Genomic DNA, 1,284 nt, shown 5'->3' with positions numbered 1-1,284 from the left:
CGAGGAGAACTCCTGCCAGACGATCAGTTCCGGCTGACTTGGCAGGAACGTGGCGGTCCACCGGTTCAGGGACCGCCAGCCCACCGGGGCTTTGGGACAGTGCTCGCCGATCGCGGAGCGACCGGGCAGCTTGGAGCGCGCATGGAACAGGACTGGGAGGAAGCGGGATTGACCGTACGTCTGACCATGCCGGTCGAGAACCTCACGCGATAGCGGAGGGCCAACATGGGCTACCCTTTAGCCCGCTGCCGGTAAGATGGTCCGGTAGGCCTCGCGCACGACTCCGTAGCATTCGCAGGAGGCCGCCTCAAGGCCGGCTCGGTTGAGAACCCTGATGCATCCTGGCTCCAGCTGGACGATGCCGCGTGCCTGCAAGGATCTGGTCACAGCGCTCAAGGATTGCCGGCGCACGCCCAGCATCAGAGCGAGGCGAGCCTGGGACATCTCGACCGCATCGCTCTGGTCGACGCGGTCATGCGCGTGGAGCAGACAGCGGGCGCAACGGGCCTTGAGCGTATGGAGATCGTTGCACGCGGCCGCTTGGATCGATTGCGTGAGGAGCACCTTGCTGAACCGCAGCAGCAGGTCGCTGAGCGGCGGATACTCGCGGCTGATCGCCAGGAGGCTGTCGATCGACAGGCGGGTTGCGGTCCCTGGCTCCTGAACGACGGCGCGGCAGAGCGCCCGGTCGTCGCTGCCCAGGACTGCCCAGAAGCCAAGGTAGCCCTCCGGGCCGACGGCCGCGGTTTCGACGCTGCGACCGTCCCGCATCGGCGAGACGAGGGCGATGACGCCGCTGTGCGGGAACAAGGCTTCTCGCACAGGCTCGCCCACCTCTTGCAGGATCCGGCCACGAGCCAACGAGACGATGCCTGCCCGCTCCATCAGAGCGGACAAGAGGTCTTGGGGGAGAGCGGCAAGGATGCGGTTCCTGCCGTGCTCCGTGATGTCGGACCGGGTATGCCCCTGGATGTTCACGGCAGCCCTTGAAGGTCAGCTTCGGTTGGGCGTTTAACGCATCAGGCCGAAGCTGGTTCGGACCAATATGTCACAGCAGAGTTGCGCGACCTGACCAAACGAGGCCGTCCCCGCCTCTCTGGGCCGGTCGTGTGCGGAAGTTTCCTGAAGCTGTGACCTTGACGCTCAGCATGCCTCACATTGCGCCACAAAGACTTCCCGTAACAATGGCAGCAACCTGCAGAAATGCTCAAGCAACAACTGCCCCGCTTCTCGTACGAGTGTTGTCGAAAAGCGACAGAACCAATGATTGTGAACCGCCGACCT

Annotated in this window: 1 protein-coding gene and 1 pseudogene; one reads left to right on the top strand and one right to left on the bottom strand. The window is 64.2% G+C overall.

Going from position 1 to position 1,284, the window contains the following annotated elements; all coding sequences use genetic code 11:
- Positions 1–213: pseudogene (locus tag GR303_RS24520) on the top strand (histidine kinase); the annotation flags it as partial.
- A gap of 24 nt (positions 214–237) precedes the next feature.
- Here GR303_RS24520 and GR303_RS24220 read toward each other — a convergent pair.
- Positions 238–978: a helix-turn-helix domain-containing protein gene (locus GR303_RS24220; RefSeq protein WP_161727021.1), complete on the bottom strand. Its 741-nt coding sequence runs from the start codon at positions 976–978 to the stop codon at positions 238–240.
- Positions 979–1,284: the final 306 nt, after the last annotated feature.

It is taken from the genome of Microvirga arsenatis, from assembly GCF_009910705.1.
GTDB lineage: Bacteria > Pseudomonadota > Alphaproteobacteria > Rhizobiales > Beijerinckiaceae > Microvirga > Microvirga arsenatis.
Note: the sequence above shows the minus strand (reverse complement) of the source record. Positions and strands in the feature narration are given on the sequence as shown.